We start from the raw sequence: 24,048 nt of genomic DNA on the forward strand, positions 1-24,048 counted from the left end.
ACAGCCCCCCTTTTTTTTCAGTCGCGCGAGCCTAGGCCGCTTCGCGCCGATATGTCAGGGGGCTGACGGCGCTTGCCTGGAGCTTAGGTCACACATGCGGCGCAGAGGCCGTAATGCTCCACCACCGAGCGCGCGACGGCGAAGCCCTGGGGCGTGTTGCGCGGTTCGGCGTGGGTGTGGCGCTCTTCCACCGCGCCGCACGATTCGCAGATGAAGAACTGCGCCGCGCCGTCATCCGCCCCGTGCAGGCAGGCGGTGTAGGCGTTGAGCGCCTCCACCTTGTGGGCGAGACCGGCGGTGGTGAGAAACTCCAGCGCCCGGTAGATGGTGGGCGGCTGCGCGCCGCCATTGGGTTTCAGCGCGGCGAGAAGGTCATAGGCCTTCACCGGCCCGCCCGCCTCGATCAGAAGCTCGAGCACGCGCCGGCGCACAGGCGTCAGAGACAGCTTGCGCCGGGCGCAGAAGCGCTCTGCGGTGGCCAGGGCGTCGGGCGTGTGAGTCGCTGAAGTCATGGACAGCAAGATAATGCGCCGGGGGCGGCTGCGCGAGCCCCGCTTTGCACGGCGCGACGGCGTGGCGCGATGTGATTGAACCGTCACGTGAACGCGCTAGAACCTTTCTTAAACCCGCCGCCTCACGCCGGAGTCTGATGATGACCTTTCGCGCCCTTCTCGCCGCCGCCTCGGGGCTGAGCCTCGCCGCCTGCTCCACCCTGGCCACGACGCCCGCCCCGGACCGCCAAGCGCCGATGCGCAGCGCCGCACTTGAGCCGGTCAACCATGAGGGCCAGGGCGCGGACTGGCGCATCCTCGCCGACGCCGAGCTGACCCAGCGCCTCAACCGTCCGCAGCGCGAAGGCCGGGCGAAGAACGTCATCCTGTTCATCGTGGACGGGCTGAACCTTCCGACGATCACCGCGGCGCGGATCCTGGAAGGTCAGCTGCGCGGCGAGACGGGTGAGGAGAACTACCTGCCGTTCGAGACCTGGGGCCATTCGGCGCTGATCAAGACCTATAACGAAAACGCCCAGGTGCCCGACAGCGCCGGCACGGCGACGGCGATGCTGGCCGGGGTGAAGACCCATATCGGCGCCATCAGCGTCTATGCCCGCCAGACGGTCGAAAGCTGCGGCCCGGACGCCGACGTGCCGATGACGACGCTGGAAGCCGCCGAGGCGCGCGGCCTGTCCACCGGCCTCGTCTCCACCGCGCGCATCACCCACGCCACGCCGGCGGCCGCCTACGCCCACGCGCCCAGCCGCGACTGGGAAGTGGATGCGGTGGTGCCCGCCGAAGCCGCTGCGGCCGGCTGCACCGACATCGCCTCCCAGCTCCTCGCCACGCTGGACGGCCGCCATGGCGACGGGCCCGAAGTCGTGCTCGGCGGCGGATACGGCGCGTTTCTCACCGCCGATCAGGGCGGCCAGCGCCAGGACGGGCGCGACCTCACCGCCGAATGGGTTCAAGCCGGCGGCGCTTACGTGAACGACGCGGCGGGATTGCGCGCGCTGCCCGTGAACGGACCGCGCGCACTGGGGCTCTTTTCGCGCAGCCACATGGACTATGACCATGACCGCGTCGACGCCGAGCAGCCCTCCATCGAGGAAATGACGCGCTTCGCAATTGAACGCCTCTCCACCAACGAAAACGGCTATTTCCTGTTGGTGGAAGGCGGCCGGGTCGACCACGCCCACCACGGGACCAACGCTCACCGCGCCCTCACCGACGCCCTCGCGGCGGCGCGCGCGGTGGCGGCGGCGGCCGAGATGACCGATCCGGACGACACGCTGATCCTGGTCACCGCCGACCATGGCCACGTGTTCAACATCGCCGGCTATCCGCGCCGCGGCAATCCGATCCTGGGCCTTGTGCACCCGCCGGCGCCGGACCTGTCCGACGATCCCACCCCGCCTTCGCCTGCGCGCGACGGCCGCCCCTACACGACGCTGGGCTATTATAACGGCCCGTCCCTGCGCGATCCGGACGCCGGGCCGCTGACCCAGGCCCAGGTCCTCGACCCGGACTTCCGCCAGGAGGCCGCGGTGCCCATGGGCAGCGAGACTCATTCGGGCGAGGACATCATCGCCTATGCCCGCGGGCCCTGGGCGCATCTGGTGGACGGCGTGATGGAGCAGCATACGCTGAACCGCATCATCACCTTTGCGTACGGTTGGCCGGGCAACACCGCGCCGGAGGACGCCGCGTCCGCCGAGTAAGCGCATCGCCGCAAACGAATTTCGCTGACTTTGTCCGCGGAGATTAATACTTTAAGGGCCGGCGCCGGGATATCCTCGACGTCGGCCCTTTTTGCATCAGGACCCCCGCCATGAAATCCATCCTCACCGTTCTCCTCGCCGGGCTCAGCCTTCTGGCTCTGACCGCCTGCAATACGATCCAGGGCGTCGGCCGCGACATCACGCGCACCGGCGAGGTGATCGAAGACGCGGTCGACGGGTAGCCATGGCGCACGCGTCCACCCTGCCCAGCTGGGAGGACGAGACCGCCTGGCGTGCGATCTACGCCGCCTTGCCAAAAGGTCTGGCGCCGCCACGCCCCTATGCGGTGCAGGAGGAATGGCGCCGGATCGCCGGGTTCGACGTGCATATCGACCGCTGGATCGCGCCCTCGGCGCGCGCCCGCATCATCCTGTTGCACGGCGGCGGCCATGGCCGGCTGCTGGGCCCCTACGCCTGGGCGCTGGCGCTGCACGGGTTTGAATGCATCTGCCCGGACCTGCCCGGCTACGGCCTGACCCGCACGCCGAAAAAGACACAGCTCGTCTACGATCACTGGCGCGAGGTCGCCGCGGGACTGGTGGAGTCCGAGCGCCGGCGCGGCGGCGCGCTATTCGTGTTCGGCCTCTCCATGGGCGGCATGCTGGCCTATGATGCGTGCGCGCTCACCGGCGCCGTGGACGGGCTGATCGCCACCTGCTTTCTCGATCCCACCCGCAGGGCGGTGCGACGCGCTTTGGTGCGAAAGCCCTGGATGGCGGGCCTGATCGAGCCGGCCCTGACCCGGCTGCCGCGCGCGCTCAACGGCGCCATGATCCCCATGTCGCGGCTGGGAAACATGGCTGCAGTGGCCAATGATCCAGCCCTTGCAAGCGCCATCACCGCGGACCGGCGCGCCGGCGGCGCGAAAATGCCGCTGGGCTTCCTGCGCTCCTGGCTGGAAAGCCCGCCGATAGCGCCGCCGGAGAGCTTTGATCAATGCCCGGTCCTCATGGTCCATCCCGAAGCCGATCACTGGACCGACGTGGAGGTGAGCGACGGCTTCTTCGAGCTGTTGCCGGTGGTGAAGCGCCGGGTGATCCTGCAGGGCGCGGGGCATTTTCCTGTGGAGCGGCCTGGCGTGGAAGAGATGGATCTGGCCATCGCCGGTTTCGTCGCGGCGATCGTGGAAAACCGCCCCATGCCGGACCAGCTGATCTAGCCGCGCCCACGCTCGCAATCATGCGCCCGAGCGCCTAAATCAGGGTCATGATCAAACCCGAACAGCTGCTGCGAGAAACCGATCAGGGCCTGTGGTGCGAGCCGGGCGGCTTCTTCATCGATCCCATGCGCGCAAGCGACCGGGCGGTGGTCACCCACGGCCACGCCGACCACGCCCGCGCCGGACACGCGAAGGTGGCCGCCACGCCGCCGACCCTGGCGATCATGCACGCGCGCTATGGCGAGGACTTCACCGCCAGCCGCCAGCCCCTGGCCTATGGCGAAAAAGTACGCATCGGCGAGGTGGACGTCTCGCTTCATCCGGCGGGCCATGTGCTGGGCTCGGCCCAGGCGCGCCTTGAATGGAAGGGGCTCACCATCGTGGTCTCCGGCGATTACAAGCGCCGCCGCGACCCCACCTGCACGCCGTTCGAGGTGGTGCCCGCCCATATCTATGTGAGCGAGGCCACCTTCGCCCTGCCGGTGTTTCGTCACCCCGACGATTCCGGCGAAATCGCCAACCTTCTGGCCAGCGTGAAGCGCTTTCCCGACCGCGCCCATCTTGTGGGCGCCTATGCGCTGGGAAAAGCCCAGCGCGTCATCATGCTGCTGCGCGAGGCCGGCTATCACGACCCGATCTATATCCACGGCGCCCTGAAACAACTGTGCGATCTCTATCGCGAGCACGGCGTTCCCCTGGGCGAGCTTCGAAACGCGACGCTGAAAGACGAGGACGGCGCGAAGACAGACTTCGCCGGCAAGATCATTCTGGGCCCGCCCTCCAGCTTCCAGACGGCTTGGGCGCGGCGCTTTCCCGATCCGGTGATCTGTTTCGCCTCCGGCTGGATGCGGGTTCGTGCAAGGGCGCGCCAGCGCGGCGTGGAACTGCCGCTCATCCTCTCCGACCACTCAGACTGGGACGAGCTGACCCAGACCATAGCCGACGTGAACCCGGACGAGCTGTGGATCACCCACGGCCGCGAAGACGCGCTCGCCCGCTGGGCCGAGCTCAACGGCTACAAGGCCCGCCCGCTGTCGCTGGTGGGTTATGAGGACGAGGATAGCTAGCGCCGGCCTCTCCCCAATTTTGTCATCCCGGCCAAGCCCGCTCCTGCGGGCGCCGAGCCGGGACCTCAGGAGCCGCCAAACCCTGAAGTCTGGGGTCCCGGCGCTGCGCGCTCACGCGCTCCGGCCGGGATGACAAACTCTCCGGGCTTCAGCATTCCGCGTTCGGACCGGGATGGTGAGCGGGCCGTAAACACCCTATTTCGTCCCCATGCACCCCCCTCACCTCCCCGCCCTGCCCGACATCTTCGAGGCCTGGTTTCACAGCCGGGGCTGGGCGCCGCGCGCGCATCAGCGCGAGATGGTGGCGGCGGCCAGCGCCAGTGAGGATGCGCTGCTGATCGCGCCCACGGGCGGGGGCAAGACGCTGGGCGGGTTTCTGCCGAGCCTTGTGGATCTCGAACGCATCGCGCGCGAGGGCGGCAAGGCGCGGCCTCACCGGCTGCACACGCTTTATATCTCGCCGCTGAAGGCGCTCTCCCAGGACGTGGCGCGCAATCTTCTCACCCCCGTCACCGAGATGGGGCTTGATCTGCGCATCGAGACGCGCACCGGCGACACGCCCCAGTCCAAGCGCGCGCGCCAGCGCCAGAGCCCGCCGGACATATTGCTCACCACGCCCGAACAGCTGGCCCTGTTCTGCGCCCAGGCCAATGGCGCGGCGTTTTTTGAGCATGTGCAGGCGGTGATCGTGGACGAGGTGCACGCCCTGGCGCCGGGCAAGCGCGGCGATTTGCTGTCTCTGGGCCTGGCCACCATCGGCCGCTATGCGCCGCAGGCCCGCCGCATCGGGCTGTCGGCCACGGTGAAGGATGTGGACGGCCATGCGCGCTGGCTGTCGGCGCAGGCGGGCGACGCGGGCCGGTTCGCACGGGTCGTGCGCGGCGAGGGCGGGGCCGAGCCGGACGTGTCCATCCTCACCCCTGAAGACCGCATCCCCTGGTCGGGCCATAGCGGGCGCCATGCGATTGCGTCAGTTTATGAGCTGATCAAGACGGCGAAAATGGCGCTGGTCTTCGTCAACACGCGAAGCCAGGCCGAAGCGACGTTTCAGATGCTGTGGGGCGTCAATGAAGACGCGCTGCCCATCGCCCTCCACCATGGCTCGCTGGCCGCCGAGCAGCGCCGCAAGGTGGAGGCGGCCATGGCGGCGGGATCGTTGAAGGCGGTGGTGTGCACCTCCACCCTGGATCTGGGGATCGACTGGGGCGATGTAGATCTGGTGATCCAGATGGGCGCGCCCAAGGGCTCGGCCCGGCTGATCCAGCGCCTGGGGCGCGCCAATCACCAGCTTGATGCGGTGAGCCGGGCGGTGCTTGCGCCCACCAACCGGTTCGAGCATCTGGAGTGCCAGGCGGCGCGCGAGGCGGTGGCGGAAAAGGCGCTGGACGGCGAGCCGCTGCGCGCCGGCGCGCTGGACGCCCTGGCCCAGCATGTCATGGGCCGGGCGTGCGGCGAGCCCTTCGCCGAGGACGATCTCTACGCAGAAATCACCAGCGCCGCGCCCTATGCCGAGCTGACGCGCGAGACCTTTGACCGGGTGCTCGCCTTTGTCTCTGACGGCGGATATTCGCTGGGCTCCTATGACCGGTTCAAGCGCATCGCGAAGGGCCGCGACGGGCTGTGGCGGGCGCGCACAAGCGACGCCGCCCAGCGCCACCGCATGAATGTCGGCGTCATCGTGGAAAGCCCCATGCTGGACGTGCGCCTGGTGCGCGGCGGCGCCAAGGCGACCGCGGACGCAGGCGCAACCTCAACCCTTGCGAGCGCTGGGGCGTCCGTCGGCGCCACAGGGGGGCGTAGCGCGAAGAAGAAACAGATCCGCGCCGGCGGGCCGAAGCTGGGTCAGGTGGAGGAATGGTTCGCCGATCAGCTGAGCCCCGGCGACACCTTCCTGTTCGCCGGCCAGATGCTGCGCTTTGAAGGCGCGCAGGAAGCCGATTGTCTGGTCAGCCGCTCCACAGCGGAAAACCCCAAAATCCCGAGCTATAACGGCGGCAAATTTCCCTTGAGCACCTATCTCGCCGAGCGGGTGCGCAAGATGGTCCATGACCCCGAAAGCTGGGCCGCTCTGCCCGGTCAGGTGCAGGACTGGCTCAAAGTGCAACAGCAAAAATCACAGCTGCCCGCCCCCAACCGGCTTCTGGTGGAGACGTTTCCGCGCGGCGGGAAACACTATCTGGTCTGCTATCCCTTTGAAGGCCGGCTCGCCCACCAGACGCTCGGCATGCTGTTGACCCGCCGGCTGGAGCGGGCGGGGCTGCGGCCGCTGGGCTTTGTGGCCAACGAGTATGCGCTGTCGGTCTGGGGGCTGAAGGATCTGGGCGCGGCGGACATGGCGGCGCTGTTTTCAGAGGACATGATGGGCGACGATCTGGACGCGTGGCTCGCCGAGAGCGACCTGATGAAGCGCACGTTTCGAAACTGCGCGGTGATCGCCGGCCTGATCGAGCGCCGGCTGCCCGGACAGGAGAAGACCGGGCGTCAGGTCACGTTCTCCGCCGACCTGATCTACAACGTGCTGCGCGATCACGAGCCGGACCATATCCTTTTACAGGCGGCCTGGCAGGACGCCGCCAAGGGCCTGCTGGACGTGCGCCGCCTGGCCGACGCGCTGTCGCGGGTGGCGGGCCGAGTTGATCACGTGGCGCTCGCCCGCGTCTCGCCGCTGGCCGTGCCGGTGATGCTGGAGATCGGCCGCGAAGCCGTCCACGGCGAAGCCGGCGACGCGCTTCTGGAAGAAGCCAGCGGCGATCTCATCGCTGAAGCCATGGGAATCGGTTAGCATGCACTACTTCAAATAGGCGGAGTGTCGAATGCTAATTGATGATGATGATTTCAGCTCGATGCCATCTAGTCCAGAACTCGCTTTCGTACAATTGGTTCAAATTGCCCGACAAAGAACCGACGATAAAATAAATGAAGAAAAAAAGTTATTTAACGGCGTGGTAGACGGGTACGCGCGCTGGAGCGAATTTGCTTCGACTGTAGATGGCCTAATTGATGCATTGGGGCTAAATTATGATCTAGACACTACAGCGCCTTACGATGATGAGGCATTTACATTTTGGGTTCATCGGCTACTTAGCGACATTAATCGTATTTCTACCAGCGTCCGCCTTTCCGCCGCGCGGTCGACTGAGCTAGAAGGCGATCCAAGCCTTCGGTTTTCTGCAGTCGACCTAGAAAATTATAAGGATGAAATCCGAAAACTAACTGATAAGATTAGAAAAATTGTCAATCAAGTTGCGATTCCAGAGAATTTAAGGGAAGTTCTGTTTTCTAAGCTCAACGCTTTTGAAAAAGACCTAAACCGAAACCGCACAAGATGGGAAAGCTGGCTGTCTTTATTAAGGTCGACGACTCGCGCGGTCGGGGATGGGGCCGAGGAACTTGAGCCAGCAGTGCGGCTAATTGAACGCGTGGGCGCAACAATGGACAAAGCCGCCACCAAACAAAGCAGCCTCGAGTATGAAAAGCGCAAGTTATTGAGCGCGCCCGAGAAAACTCAGGATGACATTCCATTCTGAGATCGGATCCAACCGCGCAGAATCGAAAACTCAAACAGGCCGCGCCTAGTCGGCCGTCGTGACCCGGCGCATGGCATGCCAGCCGGGCCTGTCCTGAATGCGCTTGAGCCAGGTCTTCACCGGGCTGTCCTGATCGATACCGCCGCGCTTGTCCGCGCTCTCCAGCTGGAAGCCCATCATGATGTCGGCGGCGGTGAAGGTGTCGCCGGCGAAGAAGGCGTTCTCGGTGAGATGCGCCTCCACAGCGGCCAGCGCCTTGGCGCGCTCGGCGCCCATGTATCCGGCCAGCAGCGAATCCGTAAGGCCGGTGGCCTCCAGATAGGTGTTCATCAGGAAAGGCAGGAAGACCGCGCCCTCGGCGGCGTGAAGCCATTCCAGAAACACCGCGCGATTGGCCGCGCCGGGCGCCGGATGGAGCTTGTGATCGGGGTCGAACTTTTCCAGCAAGTATTGGGCGATCGCGCCGCTTTCGGCGATCACCTGGCCGTCATCTTCCAGCAGCGGCGCCTTGCCCAGCGGGTGCAGCCGGGTCAGCGCCTCGGGCGCCAGCCGGGTCTGCACGTCGCGCGAATGACGCTGCAGCTGGTACTCAACGTCCAGCTCCTCCAGGAGCCAGACGATGCGCTCGGAGCGCGACAGGTTAAGATGGTGAAGGGTGAGGCTCATGGTGGGCTCCGGTGCGGCTCAGGTCAGAGCGACCCTAGACCGGAGCGCACCGGCTGACCAATCCCGCGTCAGGGGGCGCAGGTCCCGCCGATCAGCGTCCGTCGCCGGAGCCGGGCGGATCCACAGGCGCCACGCGGTCGGTCGGATCGATTTCCGGATCGTCGCGGGGTTCCTCCTCGTCGGTGGCGTCGAGATCGGGGTCCATGCCCAGCCCCTCGCCCGCATCGGCGGGATCCACGCCCGCCGGCTCGGGATCAAGCTGGTTGCCCTCGACCCGGTCGGTCCCCGGCGCCACGGACATCTGGTCGGCGCCCGGCGTTTCGCCGCTTGCGCTCCGGGACTGCTCCATGCCGGCGTCAGCGAGCATGGAGCTGGAGCGATCCGCCGGCCAGAACGCCCAGACAAGGCCGACCGCGCAAACCGCCACCACGGCGCCCAGCATGGCGCGTGCGCCGGTCTGGCCCGAGCCGTAGGCGGCTCCGCTGGTTCCATCTACGACCGTATCGGTCTTGGCGCCGGCGGTCTGATCGATGTTGTCTGGTCGCTCCGTCATGGCGGATCTCCCTTGGCTGCTGACTAAGCAACAAGGGAAACCGCAGCGGCCCGGCGTCAGTTCCACCCCTGTTCCAGACCGTCGCCGAGGTCCATATTGGGCCCATGGTCAAGATCACCACAGACGATTCCGCCCTCACCCCGCCCGGCGTCTCCGACATGGGCCAGGCCGACTTTACGCTGGACGAGCGCGTGCCCGGCGCCGACATCAAGGATCCGCTGTCCCTGCCGGCCAACTGGACGCCCCACCGCCCCGAGCGCCCGGAGAAAAGCGAAGGCGGGAAGAAGTTCCAGGTGGTGTCCGAATACGAACCCACCGGAGATCAGCCCGCTGCGATCAAGGAGCTGGTGGAGTCGGCCGGGTCGGAAAGGGACCAGGTTCTCCTCGGAGTGACCGGCTCGGGTAAAACCTTCACGATGGCGAAGGTGATTGAAAAGCTTCAGAGACCCGCCCTGGTTCTGGCGCCGAACAAGACTTTGGCGGCGCAGTTATACGGCGAATTCAAGAGTTTTTTTCCATATAATTCGGTGGAATATTTCGTTTCTTATTACGATTATTACCAGCCTGAGGCCTATGTCCCGCGCACCGACACGTATATTGAGAAAGAGTCCTCCATCAACGAGGCCATCGACCGGATGCGCCACGCCGCCACGCGCGCGATCCTGGAGCGTGACGACGTCATCATCGTGGCCTCGGTGAGCTGCATTTACGGCATCGGCTCGGTTGAGACCTACACCGCCATGGTATTCGATCTTGCGGTGGGGGAGGAGAAAGATCCGCGCGAGGTGATGCGCAATCTCGTGGCCCTGCAGTACCAGCGCAACGACGCGGCGTTCCAGCGCGGCACGTTCCGGGTGCGCGGCGACACCATCGAGATCTTCCCCGCCCACCATGACGAATTCGCCTGGCGCGTCAGCTTCTTCGGCGACGAGATCGAGTCCATCACCGAGTTCGAGGTCCTCACCGGCAAGCCCAGCAGCGACCTCACCAAGGTGCGCGTCTACGCCAACTCCCACTATGTCACCCCGCGCCCGACGCTGAACCAGGCCATCAAGTCCATCAAACAAGAGCTGAACGAGCGCCTCACCTGGATGGAGGCCAACGGCAAGCTTCTGGAGGCCCAGCGCCTGCAACAGCGCACCGAGTTTGATCTGGAGATGCTGGAGGCCACCGGCTCCTGCAACGGCATCGAGAACTATTCGCGCTATCTCACGGGCCGAAAGCCCGGCGAGCCGGCGCCCACCATGTTCGAATACCTGCCCGACAACGCCCTGGTGTTCGTGGACGAGAGCCACGTCACCATCCCGCAGCTGGGCGCCATGTTCAAAGGCGATTTCAGCCGCAAGCGGACCCTCGCCGAGCACGGCTTCCGCCTGCCCTCCTGCATGGATAACCGCCCCCTCAAATTCGAGGAATGGGAGGCCATGCGCCCCAACACGATCCACGTCTCCGCCACGCCGGGAAAGTGGGAGCTGAACCAGACCGGCGGCGTCTTCACCGAACAGGTGATCCGCCCCACCGGCCTCATCGACCCGCCGGTGGAGGTGCGCCCGGTCCAGTCCGACCAGTTCAGCCAGGTGGACGACATCATCGAGGAGGCCCGCACCACCGCCGCCAGGGGCTATCGCACCCTGGTGACCACGCTGACCAAGCGCATGGCCGAAGACCTCACCGAATACATGCACGAGCAGGGCCTGCGCGTGCGCTACATGCACTCCGATGTGGATACGGTGGAGCGCATCGAGCTGATCCGCGATCTGCGCCTGGGGCAGTACGACGTGCTGGTGGGCATCAACCTCCTGCGCGAAGGCCTCGATATCCCCGAATGCGGCCTCGTAGGCATTCTCGACGCCGACAAGGAAGGCTTCCTGCGAAGCGAAACCAGCCTGGTGCAAACCATCGGCCGCGCCGCGCGCAACGCCGACGCCCGGGTCATCCTCTACGCCGACCGCATCACCGGCTCCATGCAGCGCGCCATGGACGAGACCGAACGCCGCCGCAACCGCCAGATCGCCCACAACGAAGCCCACGGCATCACCCCCACGACCATCGTGCGCGGCGTCTCCGACGTCCTCGAAGGCGTCATGGAAAAAACCGCCAAGGGCAGAGGCCGCCAACGCAGCCAGAAACGCGCCGCCGTCGAGGAAGGCCAAACCCCCTTCGAACCCAATAATCTCAAAGCCGCCATCGTGGACCTGGAAAAGCGCATGCGCGAAGCCGCGGCGAATCTGGAGTTCGAGGAGGCGGGGCGGCTGCGCGACGAGATCAAGCGGTTGGAGCGCGAGGCTGAGGGGTGGTGATGGGGGGCATTCGGCCGCGGGAGGTTTTGGCCGCGTGGGAAAGGCTGCGCCGGGCTAGATCCAGGGCATGGGGGAGCCGCTGGAGTATGAGGCAGGGTGAGGCTAAACGGACGCCTGAGCGACGCCTGGACTTAAAAAGTGCATCCTGAACAAAGCGACCGCACCACGCGCTCACGGTGATGCAGGGAATCGCCCCATGCTGACGAATGTCCTCACAATGACGAGAGCGTGCGAGCTTAGCGAACATGACGAACGACAACCTTGAAATAAGAGATGAAATTATCGAGCTAAGTTACGTCGCGAAAGCAATTGAGCGCGGAATAATTGAGCTCTCTAAAAACCGCATCACTTACAAGCTTGCAAGAAAGCAATCCTACCTATGGACGGACCCGGAAGAATGGGTTCGAGCGCGCACGATCTCCTATCTCATAATTGAATGTGGCTACCCCCCAAATCGCATAAGGACAGAAGTTCAGGTCCCAAGGCGAACGCCAAGTGACATCGCAGACATTGTGGTTTACCGCGATGATCTAAAGCGCGACCCCTATCTCGTCTGTGAAAACAAAGCTTCCGGCCTCTCATCAAAAGAGCGCACTCAGGCTATCGAGCAGACATTCGGCAACGCCAACTCTCTACGAGCACCATTTGCACTTTACGACGATTTTGACGAGTCAATCCTATTTGACGTAGCGAATTTCCCCGCGATGGAACGGGAGAGCAATAGAATTGGCGCAATTGAAAGCGTCCCTCCGCTTTACGGCGAGGCACCAGAGTTTGCGATATTGGCTGGGGGCGACCGTGACATTTCGCCTGCGAAAGCCACATTTATAGAAACCAAAATTCGTCGAGCACACTCGATCATTTGGTCAGGCGGGAAGCGGGATCCGCTTACCGCGTTTGACGAGTGGAGTAAGCTTCTATTTGCGAAGGTTGCCGATGAGCGCGGCACACCGACCGGGAGCCCTCGGAAATTTCAGATTGGGACAAAGGAGACAACTGCCGCTGTCGCAACCCGCGTCCACGCCCTCTTTTCTGATGCATGCAGAGCCGATCCAACAATATTTCCCGACGGAATCAAGATAAATCTACCTGACAAAAAAATATTCGATATCGTGCATTCACTTCAGCTTATTAGCTTTACCGGCACAGATGTTGATCACATTGGAGTCGCATTCGAAAGCTTCTTTGGTTCTGTTTTTCGGGGCGAGCTTGGACAATATTTTACGATGCGCCAACTCGCCCGTTTTTCTGTCGCGATGCTAGAAATCAGTTCGAACGATTATGTGCTAGACCCGACAGCTGGCTCTGGGGGCTTCTTGCTGGAAGTTCTCCTACAAGTTTGGCATCAAATTGACCGCGATTACTCCGGACAATCCAGTGAGCACATATCTCGAATTAAGAATGACTTTGCCCTACAGAAGGTGTTTGGAATTGAAATCCACGAGATACTCGCACGCATATGTAAGATAAACTTGCTACTCCACCACGATGGGCACACGAACATTGAAGGAGATCGAAGCTGCCTCGACTCTACGTTCGCTAAGCCTAGACTTAATCCAAACGTTGGCCGATTCCAGAAAATAGTAGGAAATCCACCTTTCGGTGACGAGGTGCCTGAGGGCGATGAAGACCATTTAGGCACAAATACCCTGAGAAACTTTGAACTTGCAGAGAACCGTGACGCAATTGCTTCTGAACACGCGATCGTAGAGCGATCGATTGCATTCCTTGAGCCAGGTGGCGAGCTTGCATTTATTCTTCCAGATGGATTCTTTAATAATCAGGGAGAAATGTCCAACTGTCCGCGCGCCAGAAGGTTTCTTGCGAGAAACGGATTTATTGACGCAATTGTTTCTTTGCCCGATCACGCATTTCGAAAATCTGGCGCTCAGAATAAAACATCCATCCTATTTTTTAGAAAGTTTGATAGTGCATCAAAGAGAAAATTTGACCAAACTTTTAGGAAGGAAATTATTGCTGACGGCGACGAGGTTGGAGCAATCGCAAAGGCGTGGCAAAAGTTTGATCATTATACATTTTTAGCTGAAGCCAACCATATTGGTTATAATTCGACGGGTGCTTCAGCGAAAGAGAATGACTTATATATCGGCTCCGAAGGAGGAAACCTTTCTGAAGATCAATCAGGCACAATCTTGGGTGCCTACAAAAAATTTAAGACTAACCGCGAGAATTATTCTGGATCGAACGATCCCGATACAATGTCGGTGAAATTTAGCGAGCTATGGGCATCCCACAAAAGCAACCGACTTGATCCGAAGTACTTTCTTTTCAAAAGAGAGGAGATGACTGAAGCGCCGGAGGGTTGGATTACATTACCAATTTCAAGTGTAATGAGGCGTAGAGAAGAACTTGTAGACCCATCTCAAAACCCGACTGAAGCGGTTGTAGTGATGACCCTAGGCCAGGACGGTGAGATTCGCGCTCGTGAGGCCGGAAAAGGGAAAAGTCCGCCAGAGTGGATCGGTATGTATTTCGAAGATTCCCCGTCGCAGTGGTATAGGGCCAAAGAAAATGATGTGGTTTTTTCTTCTATAGATTTGTGGAAAGGCTGCATATCTGTGACACCGGAGGAGTTCAACGGGGCGTTGGTTACGAAAGAGTTTCCGATATATGCAGTCACTGACAACCGGCTGAGCCCGCAATTTCTATCCTATCTCCTGCGAAGCCACTATTATCAAAGAGCTTTCCGCGCGATCACAACAGGGCACAGCAACCGGCGCCGTACGCAGCAAGAAGATTTCGAAGCGCTTGAAATAAGCTTTCCCGAAACACTCGAGGCACAGAACGAGTTAATTGCCGACATCATTCAGGCGCGTCGTGAGGCAAAGCAGGCAAGAGATTCTTTGCTGGATCGTGTTGCTGAATTCAGCCGTAAGATCGACGGCAAGGCACCGGAAGGTCAGACAGGGTCTGACTCGGATTAAAGCGAAGCAGGGTCCGTTGCGCATATCGGGGCATACACCTGTTTTCGGTTCCCCCTCCCCTTAACCCCCACGCAGAGTCTTCCGCAGCTTAAGCCGGACGCGTCAAGGCCGCGCCCTGAAGGGCGCGCCGCTCCGCGGCGACCGGGCGGAGCCCGGTCGGCCTTAACCCGGCCGTCGCGCTGCGAGAATGGGCGGCTGTGGGGTAAAGGCGGATTAGCGGACGCCGTTATGGTTGGGGGGCTCGTACTTAACGCAGAACCAGACCAGCGCGATGAATTGGAACCAGGTCAGATTGCTGGAGCGCGTATTGAAAGCGCCTCTGGGCAGCCGGATCCATTCGCGGATCTTGGTGTCGCCCGTGCGCTCGTTCTTTATGGGTAGATCAAGATGAGCGTTTTGCTCACTCCACTTTTTTAACGCCTCGTAAAGCTCGGCGTAGGGCCCCAACCGGATGTCGTCTTTAACAAAGCTCCTGAGATCAGTCGGACGCTCGGCCACTTCTACACGCGGCAAAGCCTTGAACCGCGGTAGATGATCATCGGCCCAATAAAGCCGCATCTCGTCCACAGCATCCCACTCAATCACGAAATCGCGCTGCTCGGCTTCAATCCGCAAGCCGCTCTTTCCAGGCCGGAACCGGGTCTGCCCAAGGCTCGTCACCAGATAGCGGTCCACATTCATTTCGCGCGTGCGCTCGGTAAAACGCTTGGCGGTCGTTCGTATCCGGCCCATCCGGTAGGCATGAACGCCGAGATGTCCGGCAAGACCGAGCGCGAAGCCCGCTGTGGCGACGACCCATTCCATGGCGGTCAGCACCGTCAGGCCCGCAGTGATCACGCACGCATCCCCCGGACAGATGAGACTGCCTTCGGCGAAGGTGGGATCAATCTGGATGTTGAATACGGACAGAAGCTCCGATCCCAGCGCCAGGAGGGCGCCGGTTACGCCGGCCCAGCTCGTCACTGAAACCGCCCCGAGAAAGATCTCGGCGATCACCGAGTTATCCTCGATCTTGAGGCTGGAGGTGCTCTGTCCGACATCCTCCGGTTCCAGCTGAATAAGAGCGCTGGCGAAGAGGCCGTAATCGCCCTCCGCAAACTGCGCGCCTTGCGCGCCAGGCGCAAAGCGGGCGCCGCTCGTCTCGATCCTGTCAGGCATCGTATTTCCCCTCTTCCCCTGCGCCCATGTTAGCGATCGGTTAACGCTCGCTCAAGCTGCGCCAAAGCGCCAACTTATCCCCCTCCCCCGGCGGCGGGGGTAGGGTGGCGGGTATGGGAAACACGATACGAACTGCGGCGATGCGCGCCCGGCTGGGGGGTGAGGCTCGCGCCTTGCGGGTGGAGGGGGTCCCCATGCCCGAGGTGGCGCTGCGCGTCGGGGTGCCGGCGCCGACGCTGCATCAATGGGCGGCCGCCGGGCGCTGGCGCGCCTGCGACCTGGCCGAGCAGGCGGCGCAGGCGGCCATGGCCGAGGCGGAGGCTGGCGGTGATGCAGGGCGTGATGCGGGCGGTCATGCGGCGGGTGATCCGGACGCGAGGGCGGAGGGCGCGGCGGGCGGCGCCCCTGCTGCGCCGCTTCCGGGGGAGGCCCCTTCTGACGCATCCTCTCCTGTGGAGGCCGGGCCGCTGACCGCTGAACAGCTGCGGGCGGAGGCCGACCGCTGTGCGCGCGCGGCCATGGCGCTGTCGCGCGGCGGGCGGCTGAAGGAGGCGGAGGCCGCGCTGAAGCTGGCCGAGCGCTATCGCGAAACCGCCAACGCCGGGACTTGTGCAGGGGGCGGCGCGGGGAGTAGTGACGGAAGCGGTGACGGCTTATGGGAGGCGCGGGTGAGCCTGGAGCTGGAGGCGCGCATCCTGGCCGAGCGCGACGGCCTGTTCGAGCGCTGCCAGAGCTGGGTGCGCCTGGCGCTGGAGGGCAAGATCACCGCGCTGCCCGGCTGGGCCACCACCAGGGCGTTTCTCCAAGGCACGCCCTATGCCGACCAGTATTACCGCTGCGGCGGCGTGGGAACCGGGATCGCGGGGCATTTCGGGCCGGGGCCGGCCGATCGCCTGTCTGAGGAGGATGAGGCGGAGGCGGAGGAGGAGGAGGACGGGGACGCGGTGGACGAGGCCGGGCCGTCCTAGCCCAGCGCGCCCCAGGCCAGAAAGCCGATATAGGCGAGATAGCTGGCGAAGAAGATCGCGCCCACCAGGCGGCCCACCGGCTTCTTCGCGAACACCAGGATGCTGGCCGCCAGCATGGCGCCGGCCATGACCCAGAAGTCAAAACGGATGAATTCCGCGTCGATGGGGGCGGGCTGGCCGGTGGCCGCCGTGGCGGCGATGCCGGTGATGCCGCCCACCGCGCAGATATTGAAGATGTTGGACCCGATGACATTGCCGATGGCCATCTCGGCCTGTTTCTTCAGGGCGGCGACCATGGCGGTGGCGAGCTCCGGCAGGCTGGTGCCCAGGGCCAGAATGGTCAGGCCGATGATCGATTCGGGCACGCCCAGCGTCGCGGCGATCCCTGTAGCTCCGCGCACGATGAGCTCGGCGCCCACGGGCAGAAGGACGAGGCCCAGAAGCGTGTAGCCGGCGATGGCGAGGCGCCCCTTGGGCAGGCCCTCCATGTGGTCCACGTCGGTGAGCTCGGCGATCACCGGATCGTCCGGCGCGTTGCGGGCGCTGATCCCGAGATAGGCGATGTAGACCGCGATGAGGGCGGCCAGGATATAGCCCTCGATGAGGGTGAGCGCGCCGTCCAGGCCCATGGCGATGAACACGCCGGTGAGCACCAGCGCGATGGCGGCGTTGCGCTTCACCCCCGTCGTGTGGGTGGCCATGGGCGCCAGGATCGCCGGCAGGCCGAGGACCAGCAGGATGTTGGCGATGTTGGAGCCGACGATATTGCCGATGGCGAGGCCCGGCGCGTCGCGGATCGCCGCGGCGGCGCTCACCACCATCTCCGGCGCGCTGGTGCCGAAGGCGACGATGGTCAGGCCGACGATGAGCGCGGGAATGCCCAGCGCCCGCGCCAGCGCCGTGGCGCCGCGCACCAGAAACTCCCCACCGGTGAGAAGGACCACGACGCCGCCCAGCACCAAGAGCAACAATATCACTAGTTCGGGCATGGCGGGGCCTGTCCGTTCGCTAAGGGCTCAAGGGTTGGGATCTTTGAAGCGGCGCGGGGCCGGCTTTGCTTAGTCGAGGCGCTTGGTGTCGATGAGGTTGAGCAGCGCAAAGGCGCCAAAGCAGAGGCCGAGGGCGATGATGGCGGCCATGGGATGTCTCCTTCAGTGTAAACGCGCACGCGGCGCAGCGATGTCGATCCGCATATAGCGCGCCTTTTGCCGATGCGAAAGCGGGGTGACGGCGCACTCCCCTTTACGTGACCTTAAGCGCCGACTCGTCACACTGTGAGCACTGACTTTAACCGCGGGACGCAAGAGCACGATGAGCAGGCGCGACGAGGCTGACCACAAGGCCGATGACAGCGCCCGTGAAAGCGCCGGGGCCCGGCGTGGCCGCATCCTGGAGGCGATCACGCGGCTGCAGTCGGCGGTCATCGCCGGCGAGTCTGATCTGCGCTCCGGCTTCGCCCGGGCGCTGGACGTGCTGCTGGACGCCACCGCCTCCACGTCCGGCTTCATCGCCGAAACCCGCACCGGCAAGGACGGCGCCGCCGCTCTCAACACACTGGCGGTGATTGGTATGAGCGACGACGCCGCCGCGCACGGGCAGGCGGCGCTGGAGCTGACGCTGCGCTATGGCGGCGAGACGATCGGGCTTGCAGGCCTGTCCGGGCGGGACGACGGATACACGCCGTCGCTGGTGGACGAGCTGGAGCCGCTGGCCGCAACGCTGGCCGCCATGGTGGTCGCCGAACGCGCCAAGGTCGAGCGCGACCGCCTGGCCGAACGCGCCGAACTTGCGCTCACCGGCAGCGACGCAGCGGTCTGGGACTGGGACATCGCCACCGGCGCGCTGTGGTGGAGCGACTCGCTGAAGACGATGCTGGGCCTTCCCTTGTCCACCGTGCCCGATTTCGAGCTGTTTCGCAGCCGCATCCACAACGATGATCGCGACGCCGTGCTCCCCGCCGTGGAAGCGGCGCTTGCGGGCCGCGAGCCCTATCACTGCGTGTTCCGCCTGCAGCGCGAAGACGGCGGCTACGCCACGATCCGCTCCACCGGACAGGTGATCCGGGACGCCGACGGCGCCCCGCAGCGCATGGTGGGCGTGCAGATCGACATCAGCCGCGAAATCGAGCGCGAAGCCCAGGTCCGCGAGGCCGGCGAATTTTCCGGCGTGGCTCTGGCCGCGGCCGGGCTGGCGGCCTGGCGCTGGGACAGCGAGACCGAAATCATCACCCTGGACGCCCGCTTCGCCGCGCTTTTAGAGCAGCCCGAGCTGGAGGGCGTCCCGCTCTCCCGCAAGAGGGTGCTTGGCGCAGTCCACCCCGAGGACCGCGCCCTGGTGGAGCGGGAGATGGACGCGGTGCTGGAAAACCGCACGCATATTTTCCGGTCCGATCACCGCCTGCGGGTTCCATCAGGGCGCACAGTCTGGGTGCGCGCTCACGCCGGCGTGCGCGAGCACAAAAGCAGCGGCGCGCCGGTCATTGTCGGCGTGGTCGTGGACCGCACCGAAGCCAAGCAGACCGAACTGGCGCTCGCCGAAGCCAAGGAGCGCTATGAGCTGGCGGTGAACGGGTCGGGGATCGCGATCTGGGACTGGAATATCGAGACCGACGAGCTGGTCTGGTCGGACGCGTTGTTCTGCATGCTCGGCCTTGAGAAGGTGAATTTTTTCGAGCGGCGCACATTCTTCACAGAGCGGCTCCACCCGGAAGACAAGGCGCGGGTCCAGGCGGGGCTGGGGAAGCATATGAAGACCGGCGCGACCTATGATCTCAAATTCCGGTTGCGCCACAGCTCGGGGCGATGGGTCCCTGTCCATTCGCGCGGCGCCAGCGTGCGCGACGCGTCGGGCCGCGCGGTCCGCATGGCCGGATCGATTCTGGATCTGACTGCAGAGCAGACCGCCGAACGCACCGCCGCCGAGGCGGTGGCGAAGATAAGCCTGGCCGCCCGCCATGCCGGAATCGGTCCGGTGGAGCTCGATCTTGTGGCGCGAAGCATGCGCGGCGATGAAAACTTCGCCCGTTTGATCGGCGAGCCGGACCGGCACGAGATCAGTTTTGATCACGCCATGGGACTGGTTCATCATGAGGACCGGATCGCCCTGGAAGCCCGCCAGCGCACCCTGATCGAAAGCGGCGCAGACCGCTTTGAGGCGGAATTCCGCATGGTGCGCCAGGACGGTTCGACGGTATGGGCGGAAATGGTGGCGGTCGTGACGCGGCGCGATGAATACGGCGTTCCCACCCTTATGTCCGGCGTGATGATCGACCACACGGCGCGCAAGCAGGTGGAGCGCGATCTCGCCCGCGCCAATGAGCGCTATGATCTGGCCGTGGGCGCGTCGCACACGGCGATCTGGGAGCAAAATCTGACCAACGGCGCAGTATACTGGTCGGCTCGCATGGGGGAAATCCTGGGGCTCGGCCTGAAAGAGGGTCATGAGGACGCAGAGACCTTCGTCGCCCGCATTCACCCCGACGATCGCGAGACGATCGCACAGGCGTTCTGGGCGCTGGTGAATGACGACGCCCCGTATGATCAGATTACGCGCCTGCGCCGCGCTGACGGCGGCTACGCCACCGTACGCTCACGCGGCGGCGTGCTGCGCGACGACAGCGGCGCGCCGGTGCGCGTATGCGGATCGCTCAGCGATATCAGCGGCGAAGTCATGGCCGGCGCCCGTGCGGACACCGCCCTGGAAGCAGCCCGCCTGGGGATCTGGGACTGGGATCTGGCGTCCGGCGTGATGACGGCGGATGCGCGGTACGCCGAAATCCTAGGGCGGCCGTGGCTGGCCAAAGCGCCAGGGCCCTCTTCCAATCGGGTTCGCTACGTCCACGAAGAGGATCGGGCCATGTCCGAAGCCAAGGTCTGCGACCTGGAGACCGGCCGGATCGAAAGGACGGAGTTCGAACACCGCGCAGTGCGTCCCGACGGCTCAATCATCTGGGTGGGCGGCTGCATCAGCGTCGTCGAGAGCGGGGCGGACGGCAAACCGCGCCGTATCATAGGCGTGTTTGAAGACCGTACTGAACGCAAGACCGCTGAAATGGAGTTGTTCGAAGCCAAGCAACGCTATGACCTGGCCGTCTCCGGCGCCCTGACCGCGATCTGGGACCAGAATCTGGATACCGGCGACCTCTACTGGTCGGCTCCGCTGGGCGACATGCTCGGCCTCGGCGCCGCCGAGCGGACAGAACATCTGAACGACTTTCTGGCGCGCATTCACCCAGAGGATCGCGACGCCTCACTGGCCCAGACCCACACCGCCATTGAAACCGGTGCGCCGCTGGACATGGTGATGCGGGTGCGCCACGCCGATGGGGGCTATCGTCATCTGCGCTCGCGCGCCGGCGTGTTGCGCGACCCGGCAGGCCGGCCCGTCCGCCTGTGCGGTTCGGTTATCGACGTCACAGAGGAGTTCGCGACCGAGGCCAAGGCGCGCCTCGCCGGCCAGCGCGCCCAGCTTGCACTGGAGGCGGCCCATCTGGGCGTCTGGGAGTATGACGCGGCCTCGGGCACTGTCAGTATTGATCCCACCCTGGCTGATCTGCTCGGCGCGCCCGATCTCGCCGGGCGGCCGCGGCCGTTCGAGGACATAAAGGGCTTCGCCCATCGCGAGGACGCGGCCCGCGTGAATGCGGATCTTGCAAAGCTGCACAAGGGCGAGCGCACCACGGTGCGCAATGAGCACCGCATCGTGCGTCCGGACGGCGCCAGCGTGTGGGTGCGCGCCGATGTGGGGGTGGCCGAGCGCGCCCCCGACGGATCCGTTCTGAGGATGATCGGGATCGTTCAGGATCTGAGCGGCGTGAAAGCCACAGAAGCGCTGCTGCGCAAGTCCGCCGAAGCGGCCGGCAAGGCCAATGAAGCCAAATCGCAGTTTCTGGCCACCATGAGCCATGAAATCCGCACGCCGCTGAACGGGGTTCTGGGCGTGGTTCAATTGCTGGAGCGCACCGAGCTGGACCCGCGCCAGCAGCGCTATGTGAAGACCATCAAGGCCTCGGGCCGCTCGCTCAGCGATGTGATCGAGGACGTGCTGGACATTTCGCGCATCGAAGCGGGCAAGCTTGCGCTGAAGGCCGAGCCGGCGCTTGTGGCGGATATTCTTGAACAGGCCGCCGCGCCCTCGCGCGCTCTTGCGGCGGAAAAGCAGGTGGACCTGAGCCTGACCATAAGCGGCGATCTGGCGAAGCCGGTGCGCCTCGATCCGCGCCGGGTGGCGCAGATGGCGGCCAATCTCATCGGCAATGCGGTGAAATTCACCGAGAGCGGCGGCGTGCGGGTCACCGCCACGCGCCCGTCCCACGGCGTCCTGCGCATTGAAGTGGATGATGACGGTCCCGGCGTTCCCGAAGACATGCATGAGGCGGTGTTTGAACGCTTCACCCAGGCGGACATGTCGGCGAGCCGCACCCATCAGGGCACGGGGCTGGGGCTGGCGATCGTGCGCGATCTGGCCAAGCTGGCCGGAGGCGTCGCCGGCGTGCGCTCGCGGCCCGGCCAGGGCGCGTGCTTCTGGATCGAACTGCCCGCCCCCACGGTGGCGCGTGACGCCGGCTCATCCGCTGGGGAGACAACGGATTGGACGCCGGACCCGAACGCGCCTCCCCTGCGCGTGCTGGTGGTGGAGGACCACCCGGTCAATCGCGCGGTGACCGCCGAGTTGGTGACCCAGGCGGGCCACGGGTGCGAGACCGCAGAGACCGGCGAGGCCGCGCTGGCCGCGCTGCGCGCCCGGCCGGTGGACGTGGTGCTGATGGACCTTCACATGCCCGGCATGGACGGCAAGGAGACGCTGGCGCGCATTCGCGGCGGCGAGGCTGGCGCGCACGATCTTCCCATCTACATTGTGTCCGCCGACGCCACGCCGGACGCTTTTGAAGAGACACGGGCGCTGGGTGCGAACGGGTTCTTCGTAAAGCCCATCGACGCGGAAAACCTGCGGCGAACCCTCGCCAGCCTCGCCCGGCGATCAAGAGAGGCTTCCTGATGGCTCGAATCGCCCTGATTGACGACGACGCCACCGAGGCGATGATCCTGGGCGACATGCTGGAGCTCGGCCGGGACGGTCACACGCTGGTGCATTCACGCAGCCTCGCCGTCTTCGGCGCCGCCATGCCGGACGCCGATCTGGTGATGCTGGATCGCCGCCTCCCGCCCCATGACAGCTTCGCCGAAGGCGTGCCGGCGCTGGCCGCCACGGGCTGGCGTGGGCCGGTGGTGCTGATCAGCGCCTACACCGAGGAGGCGCCGCCGCCTTCGCCGCCGGGCGTCGTATTGTTCGGACCGGTGAGCAAGAGCGACCTGCTGACGCCCGAAGCCCTCGAAGCGGTGCTCGCGCGCGCCCTCGCCTGACGAGGGGCAAACGCGCCGCCCGCCTCGCGCCCATGGACGGCTGCGTGAGGCGATGGCGGACCGGGAGACGCGTGAAGCGGCCTGGAAGGCCTGTTGAGCTGGAGGCGCCGTTCAGCCGCCCGCGTCGGCGCTTTCGGCGCGCAGGGAGGCGATTACGAATTCAGCCGCAGAAATATTGTCCACCGCCACGCCGGGCTCGCCAAGGGCGCCCAGCGCCCGGCCGCCCGCGCGCACCAGAACTGCGCCGGCGTCGGAGGTGGACACCGTCAGGCCGGGCTCGTCAGGGGCGCGATACACCTCGCCGGCGTCCAGATCGCGGGCGATGAGGATGCGGCCCGAAGCGTCGCGCACCTCCAGATAGGCCGGGGTGGCCGCTTCCAGAACCAGGCCGCCCGCGCTGTTGGTGCTGGGCAGGCCCGACCAGATGCGCTCAAGACGCGGCGCCGGGCGCTGGTTCATGGCGACCAGCGGCGCTTCGGCGGCCATGAGCGTATCCAGGGGCGCGCTGACCGTGCTGCTCACGTCGCTGCGCGAGATGTAATTGCCGTACCAGCCGGCCGCGGCGATCACCCCGCCCAGGATCAACACCGCGCCGAACGCGCCGCGCGGCAGGCGAAGCTCGCTGCGTTCCTGGGGCGCGGTGGGGGTGGCGCGGCCCGCGTCCACTTCCATTTCCGCCTTGAACCTGGCGACGCAGGAATCCGCGTCGAGCTCGAGAAACCGGGCATAGGTGCGCAGATATCCCACCGCATAGGTGCGCGAAGGCAGCGCACGCGGGTCCATGAATTCCAGACCCTCAAGATAATCGCGCTTGATCCTTGTGCGCGCCGACGCCGAATCAAGGGTCAGGCCGGCGCGGGTGCGCGCCTTGCGCAGGCGCTCGCCCAGCGACAGGTCGGCGTCGTCGGCGGACCGGGACGCAGCGTCAGAAAGCACTGCGTCTACAGGCACATAATCCTCGTCCGTCCGGTCGTGTTCCGGCTTGCTCGTCGTCATATGGGTCAAGCTTCAAGCGCCTCACGGGCGCTTCCTCAGTGAGTGTGGCCGCCCTGCCGCACTGCAACATCA

At 64.7% G+C, this 24,048-nt stretch carries 17 protein-coding genes; 11 read left to right on the plus strand and 6 right to left on the minus strand.

The features are described 5' to 3' along the window. Positions 1-83: 83 nt before the first annotated feature. A complete protein-coding gene (locus tag ACWCOP_RS10790; protein WP_478248288.1) occupies positions 84-512 on the minus strand; it encodes a transcriptional repressor in 429 nt (142 codons plus the stop codon). 137 nt (positions 513-649) lie between these two features. On the opposite strand from ACWCOP_RS10790, the gene ACWCOP_RS10795 reads away from it, so the two are divergent. From ACWCOP_RS10795 to ACWCOP_RS10820, 6 genes are all read left to right on the plus strand, one after another. Next, positions 650-2,215 carry an alkaline phosphatase gene (locus ACWCOP_RS10795; protein WP_478248289.1) on the plus strand — a complete coding sequence of 522 codons (1,566 nt, stop codon included), beginning with the start codon at positions 650-652 and terminating at the stop codon, positions 2,213-2,215. A gap of 110 nt (positions 2,216-2,325) precedes the next feature. Continuing rightward, complete coding sequence (locus tag ACWCOP_RS10800; RefSeq protein WP_478248290.1) at positions 2,326-2,457, plus strand: entericidin A/B family lipoprotein; 132 nt, start codon at positions 2,326-2,328, stop codon at positions 2,455-2,457. A gap of 2 nt (positions 2,458-2,459) precedes the next feature. Beyond that, positions 2,460-3,434, plus strand: coding sequence for an alpha/beta hydrolase (locus tag ACWCOP_RS10805; RefSeq protein ID WP_478248291.1), 975 nt, complete (start codon positions 2,460-2,462; stop codon positions 3,432-3,434). Positions 3,435-3,481: 47 nt separating this feature from the next. Further along, positions 3,482-4,501: a ligase-associated DNA damage response exonuclease gene (locus tag ACWCOP_RS10810; protein ID WP_478248292.1), complete on the plus strand. Its 1,020-nt coding sequence runs from the start codon at positions 3,482-3,484 to the stop codon at positions 4,499-4,501. A gap of 208 nt (positions 4,502-4,709) precedes the next feature. Continuing rightward, entirely contained in the window at positions 4,710-7,283 is a 2,574-nt protein-coding gene (locus tag ACWCOP_RS10815; RefSeq protein WP_478248293.1) for a ligase-associated DNA damage response DEXH box helicase, read from the plus strand. 31 nt (positions 7,284-7,314) lie between these two features. Further along, positions 7,315-8,028, plus strand: a complete 714-nt coding sequence (locus ACWCOP_RS10820) for a hypothetical protein (protein WP_478248294.1) — start codon at positions 7,315-7,317, stop codon at positions 8,026-8,028. Positions 8,029-8,073: 45 nt separating this feature from the next. Here ACWCOP_RS10820 and ACWCOP_RS10825 read toward each other — a convergent pair whose 3' ends face one another. Both ACWCOP_RS10825 and ACWCOP_RS10830 read right to left on the minus strand, forming a co-directional pair. Continuing rightward, positions 8,074-8,694: a glutathione S-transferase family protein gene (locus tag ACWCOP_RS10825; protein WP_478248295.1), complete on the minus strand. Its 621-nt coding sequence runs from the start codon at positions 8,692-8,694 to the stop codon at positions 8,074-8,076. A 91-nt stretch (positions 8,695-8,785) separates the two neighbouring features. Continuing rightward, on the minus strand, positions 8,786-9,247 hold the full coding sequence (locus ACWCOP_RS10830) for a hypothetical protein (RefSeq protein WP_478248296.1): 462 nt from the start codon (positions 9,245-9,247) through the stop codon (positions 8,786-8,788). 104 nt (positions 9,248-9,351) lie between these two features. On the opposite strand from ACWCOP_RS10830, the gene uvrB reads away from it, so the two are divergent. Continuing rightward, positions 9,352-11,547 (plus strand): excinuclease ABC subunit UvrB, encoded by a 2,196-nt coding sequence (gene uvrB, locus ACWCOP_RS10835; RefSeq protein ID WP_478248297.1) that lies wholly within the window; start codon positions 9,352-9,354, stop codon positions 11,545-11,547. Between the two features lie 245 nt (positions 11,548-11,792). Further along, entirely contained in the window at positions 11,793-14,492 is a 2,700-nt protein-coding gene (locus tag ACWCOP_RS10840; RefSeq protein WP_478248298.1) for an N-6 DNA methylase, read from the plus strand. Between the two features lie 213 nt (positions 14,493-14,705). Here ACWCOP_RS10840 and ACWCOP_RS10845 read toward each other — a convergent pair whose 3' ends face one another. Further along, a complete protein-coding gene (locus ACWCOP_RS10845) occupies positions 14,706-15,650 on the minus strand; it encodes a hypothetical protein (protein WP_478248299.1) in 945 nt (314 codons plus the stop codon). A 113-nt stretch (positions 15,651-15,763) separates the two neighbouring features. Here ACWCOP_RS10845 and ACWCOP_RS10850 point away from each other — a divergent pair, with 113 nt between their 5' ends. After that, positions 15,764-16,618: a hypothetical protein gene (locus ACWCOP_RS10850; RefSeq protein WP_478248300.1), complete on the plus strand. Its 855-nt coding sequence runs from the start codon at positions 15,764-15,766 to the stop codon at positions 16,616-16,618. Here ACWCOP_RS10850 and ACWCOP_RS10855 read toward each other — a convergent pair. Further along, positions 16,615-17,607: a calcium/sodium antiporter gene (locus ACWCOP_RS10855; protein WP_478248301.1), complete on the minus strand. Its 993-nt coding sequence runs from the start codon at positions 17,605-17,607 to the stop codon at positions 16,615-16,617. The genes ACWCOP_RS10850 and ACWCOP_RS10855 overlap by 4 nt on opposite strands. Before the next feature lie 322 nt (positions 17,608-17,929). Between ACWCOP_RS10855 and ACWCOP_RS10860 the strand changes: the two genes are divergently transcribed. Both ACWCOP_RS10860 and ACWCOP_RS10865 read left to right on the plus strand, forming a co-directional pair. Continuing rightward, entirely contained in the window at positions 17,930-22,615 is a 4,686-nt protein-coding gene (locus ACWCOP_RS10860) for a PAS domain-containing hybrid sensor histidine kinase/response regulator (RefSeq protein ID WP_478248302.1), read from the plus strand. Continuing rightward, a complete protein-coding gene (locus ACWCOP_RS10865) occupies positions 22,615-22,980 on the plus strand; it encodes a response regulator transcription factor (RefSeq protein ID WP_478248303.1) in 366 nt (121 codons plus the stop codon). The genes ACWCOP_RS10860 and ACWCOP_RS10865 overlap by 1 nt, the downstream gene beginning before the upstream one ends. Before the next feature lie 111 nt (positions 22,981-23,091). On the opposite strand, the gene ACWCOP_RS10870 is transcribed toward ACWCOP_RS10865, so the two are convergent. After that, positions 23,092-23,976, minus strand: a complete 885-nt coding sequence (locus ACWCOP_RS10870; protein WP_478250682.1) for a helix-turn-helix domain-containing protein — start codon at positions 23,974-23,976, stop codon at positions 23,092-23,094. Positions 23,977-24,048: the final 72 nt, after the last annotated feature.

Source organism: Apolloniradiicaulis salifontis, assembly GCF_053756655.1.

What these genes read in the sequence shown, in the direction of transcription:
- ACWCOP_RS10790 (WP_478248288.1), bottom strand. Translation starts at nt 512, where the DNA reads ATGACTTCAGCGACTCACACGCCCGACGCCCTGGCCACCGCAGAGCGC.
- ACWCOP_RS10795 (WP_478248289.1), top strand. Translation starts at nt 650, where the DNA reads ATGATGACCTTTCGCGCCCTTCTCGCCGCCGCCTCGGGGCTGAGCCTC.
- ACWCOP_RS10800 (WP_478248290.1), top strand. Translation starts at nt 2,326, where the DNA reads ATGAAATCCATCCTCACCGTTCTCCTCGCCGGGCTCAGCCTTCTGGCT.
- ACWCOP_RS10805 (WP_478248291.1), top strand. Translation starts at nt 2,460, where the DNA reads ATGGCGCACGCGTCCACCCTGCCCAGCTGGGAGGACGAGACCGCCTGG.
- ACWCOP_RS10810 (WP_478248292.1), top strand. Translation starts at nt 3,482, where the DNA reads ATGATCAAACCCGAACAGCTGCTGCGAGAAACCGATCAGGGCCTGTGG.
- ACWCOP_RS10815 (WP_478248293.1), top strand. Translation starts at nt 4,710, where the DNA reads ATGCACCCCCCTCACCTCCCCGCCCTGCCCGACATCTTCGAGGCCTGG.
- ACWCOP_RS10820 (WP_478248294.1), top strand. Translation starts at nt 7,315, where the DNA reads ATGCTAATTGATGATGATGATTTCAGCTCGATGCCATCTAGTCCAGAA.
- ACWCOP_RS10825 (WP_478248295.1), bottom strand. Translation starts at nt 8,694, where the DNA reads ATGAGCCTCACCCTTCACCATCTTAACCTGTCGCGCTCCGAGCGCATC.
- ACWCOP_RS10830 (WP_478248296.1), bottom strand. Translation starts at nt 9,247, where the DNA reads ATGACGGAGCGACCAGACAACATCGATCAGACCGCCGGCGCCAAGACC.
- uvrB (WP_478248297.1), top strand. Translation starts at nt 9,352, where the DNA reads ATGGTCAAGATCACCACAGACGATTCCGCCCTCACCCCGCCCGGCGTC.
- ACWCOP_RS10840 (WP_478248298.1), top strand. Translation starts at nt 11,793, where the DNA reads ATGACGAACGACAACCTTGAAATAAGAGATGAAATTATCGAGCTAAGT.
- ACWCOP_RS10845 (WP_478248299.1), bottom strand. Translation starts at nt 15,650, where the DNA reads ATGCCTGACAGGATCGAGACGAGCGGCGCCCGCTTTGCGCCTGGCGCG.
- ACWCOP_RS10850 (WP_478248300.1), top strand. Translation starts at nt 15,764, where the DNA reads ATGGGAAACACGATACGAACTGCGGCGATGCGCGCCCGGCTGGGGGGT.
- ACWCOP_RS10855 (WP_478248301.1), bottom strand. Translation starts at nt 17,607, where the DNA reads ATGCCCGAACTAGTGATATTGTTGCTCTTGGTGCTGGGCGGCGTCGTG.
- ACWCOP_RS10860 (WP_478248302.1), top strand. Translation starts at nt 17,930, where the DNA reads ATGAGCAGGCGCGACGAGGCTGACCACAAGGCCGATGACAGCGCCCGT.
- ACWCOP_RS10865 (WP_478248303.1), top strand. Translation starts at nt 22,615, where the DNA reads ATGGCTCGAATCGCCCTGATTGACGACGACGCCACCGAGGCGATGATC.
- ACWCOP_RS10870 (WP_478250682.1), bottom strand. Translation starts at nt 23,976, where the DNA reads ATGACGACGAGCAAGCCGGAACACGACCGGACGGACGAGGATTATGTG.